At 61.8% G+C, this 5,636-nt stretch carries 7 protein-coding genes and 1 pseudogene; 5 read left to right on the plus strand and 3 right to left on the minus strand.

Annotation, left to right across the window (positions count from 1 at the left end; translation table 11 throughout):
- Positions 1 to 1,054: FAD-binding oxidoreductase (locus tag ACXJ7R_RS23655; RefSeq protein WP_457153959.1), on the minus strand; the 1,054-nt coding region annotated here is incomplete at its 3' end.
- 205 nt (positions 1,055 to 1,259) lie between these two features.
- On the opposite strand from ACXJ7R_RS23655, the gene ACXJ7R_RS23660 reads away from it, so the two are divergent.
- Together ACXJ7R_RS23660 and ACXJ7R_RS23665 are read left to right on the plus strand one after the other, a co-directional pair.
- Positions 1,260 to 1,745: a thioesterase family protein gene (locus tag ACXJ7R_RS23660; protein ID WP_095087065.1), complete on the plus strand. Its 486-nt coding sequence runs from the start codon at positions 1,260 to 1,262 to the stop codon at positions 1,743 to 1,745.
- 144 nt (positions 1,746 to 1,889) lie between these two features.
- A complete protein-coding gene (locus ACXJ7R_RS23665; protein ID WP_095087062.1) occupies positions 1,890 to 2,087 on the plus strand; it encodes a hypothetical protein in 198 nt (65 codons plus the stop codon).
- A gap of 24 nt (positions 2,088 to 2,111) precedes the next feature.
- Here ACXJ7R_RS23665 and ACXJ7R_RS23670 read toward each other — a convergent pair whose 3' ends face one another.
- Positions 2,112 to 2,591, minus strand: a complete 480-nt coding sequence (locus ACXJ7R_RS23670) for an Lrp/AsnC family transcriptional regulator (protein WP_457153960.1) — start codon at positions 2,589 to 2,591, stop codon at positions 2,112 to 2,114.
- An 89-nt stretch (positions 2,592 to 2,680) separates the two neighbouring features.
- Between ACXJ7R_RS23670 and ACXJ7R_RS23675 the strand changes: the two genes are divergently transcribed.
- From ACXJ7R_RS23675 to ACXJ7R_RS23685, 3 genes are all read left to right on the plus strand, one after another.
- Entirely contained in the window at positions 2,681 to 3,589 is a 909-nt protein-coding gene (locus tag ACXJ7R_RS23675) for an EamA family transporter (protein ID WP_457153961.1), read from the plus strand.
- A 147-nt stretch (positions 3,590 to 3,736) separates the two neighbouring features.
- Positions 3,737 to 4,885, plus strand: coding sequence for a histidine kinase dimerization/phosphoacceptor domain -containing protein (locus ACXJ7R_RS23680; protein ID WP_095087053.1), 1,149 nt, complete (start codon positions 3,737 to 3,739; stop codon positions 4,883 to 4,885).
- Positions 4,882 to 5,331 (plus strand): response regulator, encoded by a 450-nt coding sequence (locus ACXJ7R_RS23685; protein WP_095087049.1) that lies wholly within the window; start codon positions 4,882 to 4,884, stop codon positions 5,329 to 5,331. The genes ACXJ7R_RS23680 and ACXJ7R_RS23685 overlap by 4 nt, the downstream gene beginning before the upstream one ends.
- 84 nt (positions 5,332 to 5,415) lie before the next feature.
- Here the strand turns inward: ACXJ7R_RS23685 and ACXJ7R_RS23690 are convergent.
- Positions 5,416 to 5,636: pseudogene (locus ACXJ7R_RS23690) on the minus strand (hypothetical protein); the annotation flags it as partial.

Here is a 5,636-nt window from a genome sequence, read left to right on the forward strand (position 1 = left end):
CATCGGTCGACAGTCCCTTCGCGCCCGGCCGCAGCGTCAGCGACGACCAGTAGGCGTCGTGCCTCGCCTTCCACAATTTCGTCCGCTCCTCGACGACACTGGTCCACAGAAACGGTCCGCCGCCATTCTCCTCGGCGATCATGCCGAAGGTCTCCGCCTGCTCGGCAACGCCGGCGTCACTGCCGTGGAATTCGACGAAAAGGCACGGGCTCTCGGGATAATCGAGCTTCGAATAGTTCTTCATCGCCCGCATCTGCAGTGCATTGACCAGTTCGATGCGCGCCACCGGAATGCCCATCTGGATCGTCGCGATGACCGCGTTGCAGGCCGCCTCGACACTCGGGAAGGGACAAACGCCGCCGGAGATCGCTTGCGGAATGCCTTGCAGCTTCAGTGTCAGCGATGTGATGATGCCAAGCGTGCCTTCCGATCCAACCAGCAATCGCGTCAAATCATAGCCGGCCGAGCTCTTTTTCGCACGCTTGCCGGTCGTCACCGTCTCGCCGTCGGCCATGACCGCGGTCAGCGACAGCACGTTCTCGCGCATCGTGCCGTAGCGCACCGCATTGGTGCCGGACGCCCTCGTCGCCGCCATGCCGCCGAGCGAGGCGTTGGCGCCCGGGTCGATCGGAAAGAACAGGCCGGTGTCGCGCAAATGCCGGTTCAAATCCTCGCGGGTGACGCCGGGTTCGACCGTGCAGTCGAGATCCTGCGGATTGACCGCCAGGATACGGTTCATCCGCGACGTGTCGACAGAGATGCCGCCGCCCGGCGCATTGGTGTGGCCTTCCAGCGATGAGCCGACGCCGAAGGCGATCACCGGCACCCTATACGCGGCGCAGGCGCGCACGATCTCCTGCACCTCGGCCGTCGTCTCCGGGAAGGCGACGCCATCCGGCGCCTGCGTCGGAATATAGGTGGTGGTGTGGGCGTGCTGGGAGCGGATGGCCTGCCCGGTCTGGAAGCGCTCGCCGAGCCGCTGCTTGAGGATGCCGAGCACCGCCGCGATGCCTTCCTCGTTGCGTTCGACCGGATTGAGGTCGCTCAGAGCCATGAATTCCTCCGCGAATGGACCAGCGCGCACCCTTGTTGTGCATCTATGGATGATGCGCTCGGCAATCCCAGGAAAGGCGTGGAGCGGCTTTCCATCGGATTTGCGTCAAACAAGGAGATAGAGCAGTTCGGCGTTTCCGTGAAACGATGAACCGATCTAGTCTCACCGGCAACAGTCTGTCCAGCACCAGAACAAGGAAGTTTCGATGCCTATTCCCGCCCCCTTCGTCTCCCAACCGATGGACATCGAGAAGGACTGGATCGACTACAACGGCCATCTCAACATGGCCTATTACAACGTGCTGTTCGACCGCTGCTCGGACGACGCCTTCGAGGCGATGGGCATGGGGCCGAATTACGCCAGGGACCGCCGCCTCACCATTTACACGGCGGAAGTCCATGTCTGCTACGTGCAGGAGCTGCATCTCGAGCACAAGGTCACCGTCACCTTCCAGCTGATCGACCATGACGACAAGCGGCTTCGGGTCTACCAGGAAATCCGCCACGTCGACGGCTGGCTGGCCGCCACATCGGAATCGCTTTCACTGCATGTCGACATGTCCGGGCCGAAGGTGGCACCCTTTCCCGCCGATGTGCTTGCCAAGGTCGAAGCCATGCGCGCCGCCCATTCGGCGCTGCCGATGCCGGAGCGCGCCGGCCGTTCGATCGGGATTCGTCGCAAGACCGCTTGAAGCGACTCGACGCCCACGTTAACCTTACCGAGGTTTTAACGGGAACAAGCCAATTGAGCCATTGAACGACTCAGCGGAGCGGTCGAGAACGGTCCGCATGGGTTGCGATACGGGCGGCGGGCGAAGCCGGTTCGAGGGACGTGCATGAAAACCGACATCAAGGTCGAAGTGGACAGGCTGGTAGCCGATCCGCGCATCACGGACTATGATTTCTGGCGCTCGCTCAAGAACGTCAACAACGAGATTTTCCACATCGCCAACAACAACGAGCCGATCCCGTTCGACATGATCCGCTGGCGCGCCATCCTGAAGCAGGCGCGCATGAAGCGYGGCCACGCATAAATCTTCAAACCGACATCCTCGCCCTCAAGACTGGCGTTTCACCGCTCCCAGCGGCGAGCGCGCCACCACCGGCGACGACTGGATGATCGCCGTGTTGGTCATCGCGTAGGGAATGATGCGGTCGATCACCCGTTCGAGCTCGGCCACGGAGCCGACATGCGCCAGCGCGATGAAACAGTCCTCACCGGTCACCCGGTCGCATTGCGCGATCTCCGGCAGCTCGCGGATGATCTCGGCCACCACAGCCAGTTGCCCCGGCACGGGACGGATGCGCAGCCATGCCGATAGCGGCAGGCCAAGTGCGGCAGGGTTGATCCTGACCGAATAGGCCTCGATGACGCCGCTCTCCTGCAGTCGCTTGATGCGCTCGGCGACACTCGGCGCCGACAGGCCGACCGAGCGTGCAAGCTCCGCCGTGCTGACGCGAGCGTCCTTTTCGAGCAGCAGCAGGATCTTCATATCCGCCGCATCGAGGTCGGCGCTTTCAGTTCGAAGGCGTTTCAAGGAAATCTCCTTGCTTCCAGGCGAAAGCTAGTCAGAAGGGGCAATCATCACCCATATAAATTGACAAAACTGCCTGCGATACTGATCCGATGGATGATCAAACGCAAGCTCTCGCGGCAAGCGCTGCCCGTGCTGGCCCCACCCTCGGCGGGCTGGCGACGAGACTGCCGCCGCATGTCTGGTTCGGCGTCAGCGCCGTCTTCCATTATCTCGGGCCGGCATTCGCCGTGCTGCTGTTCCCGCATGTCGGCGTGCTCGGCATGGCGTGGCTGCGGATAGCCACCGCAGCCCTGGTCTTCGCGCCACTGACCCGTCCATGGCGAACCTTCGCCCGCGCCGATCGCTCGACGCGGCTGCTGTTGCTGGCCTTCGGCGCCTGCCTGGCGGTGATGAACTGTTCGTTCTACCTCGCGCTCGACCGCCTGCCGATCTCGCTGGTGGCGGCAATCGAATTCGTCGGCACCATCGGCATCGCGCTGATCGGCCTCAGAAGCCCGCGCAATCTCGCAGCGCTTGCCATTGCCGTCACCGGCACATTGCTGCTCATCGACGTCAAATGGTCGAGCGATCCGCTTGGCCTGTTCTGGGCCTTCCTCAACGGCGCGCTGTTCGTCGGCTACATCGTGCTCGGCCACCGCGTCGCCCGCGCGGGCGCAGGCGACGGCATCGCGGGCCTCGGCGCGGCGATGGCCATTGCCTTCATCGTCGTGCTGCCGATCGGCCTCACCGACGCGTTGCCCGCTCTTTTCTCACCATTGCTGTTGCTCGCCGCCATCGGCGTCGGCATCTGCTCGTCGGTCATTCCCTACATCTGCGACCAGCTCGCCATGTCGCGGCTGCCGCGCGCCAGCTTTGCGCTGATGCTGTCGCTGCTGCCGGTTACCGCGACGCTGATCGGCGTCATCGTCTTGCGCCAGATTCCGAGCCTCATTGACTGCTTCGGCATCATTTTGGTCGTCGCTGGCGTTGCCTTGCATAAACCCGCAGGCGTCAGATAAGCTGAATAAAACAGTTTATTATCAAAGACTTAAATCAACAACTCTTGAGTTCCGCGATTCGCCAGACCGCGATAAAACGGCTCAAGATTGAACTATTTCCACTCCTGAGCCGTTGGTCCCCACGAAACGGCTTGGAGTTAGAAAGAAATGGACTGGAAACGGACCAGGGAACCGGCTGACGCCTGGCGCATGACAGACGATCTGCATGCAGAACACGGCAAGGGCGATCCGTTCGCCGCCGCCATTCGCGCCACACGCATGTCGATGATCATCACCGATCCCCGGCAACAGGACAATCCGATCGTCTTTGCAAATGACGCGTTCCTGCGCCTGACCGGCTATGAGCGCGACGAGGTCATGGGTAAGAACTGCCGTTTCCTGCAAGGACCCAAGACCGACAAGGCCGCCGTCGACAAGGTGCGCGCCGCGATCGAAGATCGAGCCGACATCGCCGTCGATCTTCTGAACTACCGCAAGGACGGTTCCAGCTTCTGGAATGCGCTCTACATCAGTCCGGTTTCCAACGACAAAGGCGAATTGCAGTTCTTTTTCGCCTCGCAACTGGACGTCTCGGACCGCAAGAGCTCGGAGCATCGCGTAAAAGCGGACAAGGACCGCTTCGAGAAGGCAGTACAGGAACGCACCAGCGAGCTTGAAGCCGCACTCGAGGCGCAGACAACCCTTCTCCACGAGGTCGACCATCGGGTGAAGAACAACCTGCAGATGATCTCCTCACTGATCATCATGCAGAGCCGGACCATGAAGGACGAATCGACCAAGCAGTCGCTGTCTACCATGCTGGCGCGCATCGAGGCGCTGAGCACCGTCCACCGCCGGCTCTACCAGTCGAAGGACGTTAGCCGGTTCGACGTCTCGGATTTCGCCAGGGATCTCGTATCCGACCTGCTGACGGCTTCGGGACGTTCGGAGATCAAGTCGACCCTCGACCTCGAACCCATCGTCATTTCGGCTGAAAAGGCAACGCCCGTCGCCCTGATGGTCAATGAGCTTGTCACCAACGCGCTAAAACATGCTTTCAAGGAAAAGCCGGACGGCACGAGGGCGGGACGCATCGGCATCAAGATGAGCCAGCCTGACGGCCACTTCAACATCGAGGTGTCCGATGATGGGGTCGGCATGGCTGATGCCAGCGGCGACGCGTCTTTCGGCATGCGGCTGATCAAGTCGCTGGCCCGTCAGCTGCGCGCCGACATCGAATGGCGCGACGCCGGCCCCGGCACCAAAGTTATCATCTCGATGCCGAACGAACCGCAGCAAAAAGGGAATGTGTCATGATTGAACCGCTCAAGGTCCTGATCGTCGAAGACGAAGCGCTGCTGGCAATGGAACTGGAAGGCCTTGTCGAGGACGCCGGCCACAGCGTTGTTGGCTGGGCGACCTCCCTGACCGAAGCAAGGACCATGGTGGATACAACGGCCGCCGACATCGCCTTTGTCGACATTCATCTGACCGACGGGCCGACCGGCGTCGAAGTGGCCGAATATATCGGCCAGAAGAAGAACGCCATGGTGGTGTTCATGACCGCCAACCCGAAACGTATTCCCGATCATTTCGCAGGCGCGATCGGCGTGATTGCCAAACCTTACACGATGAACGGGCTGACCTCCGCGTTACGCTATCTGCAGGAAGGCGTGCGCCGTCCGCCGCCCGTTTCGGTGCTGCCGTCCGGCTTCACGCTGTCGCCGGCCTTCGAAACCGTCTGGGCGTCCTCAGGTGCCTGACTCCAAAAGCTGGAGCACGGGAAAGCGCGTAGCGCTTTCCCTAAGGCAAATCCGAGCGGCGCGGCGTTACCGCGATGAAAAGCTCTACGCCAGCTTCTCCTTGAGGAAAGCGATCGTGCGCCCCCAGGCGAGGTCGGCCGCCTTCTTGTCGTAGCGCGCCGCCTCGATCGGCTCCTTGGGCATGGCGAGCAGGCCGGCCAGGATCAGGATGGCGAAGATCGCGGTCGACGACCAGATTTCGGCGATCGAAATGGCGATGAAGGCGAGATGGCTCTCGATCAGCCACGGTATGGCGTCCTGCGTGA

It is taken from the genome of Mesorhizobium sp. P5_C1 (assembly GCF_054049815.1).

Bases quoted from the DNA above. Each gene is read 5' to 3' on its own strand.
- ACXJ7R_RS23685 (WP_095087049.1), top strand. From the start codon at position 4,882: ATGATTGAACCGCTCAAGGTCCTGATCGTCGAAGACGAAGCGCTGCTG.
- ACXJ7R_RS23675 (WP_457153961.1), top strand. From the start codon at position 2,681: ATGGATGATCAAACGCAAGCTCTCGCGGCAAGCGCTGCCCGTGCTGGC.
- ACXJ7R_RS23680 (WP_095087053.1), top strand. From the start codon at position 3,737: ATGGACTGGAAACGGACCAGGGAACCGGCTGACGCCTGGCGCATGACA.
- ACXJ7R_RS23660 (WP_095087065.1), top strand. From the start codon at position 1,260: ATGCCTATTCCCGCCCCCTTCGTCTCCCAACCGATGGACATCGAGAAG.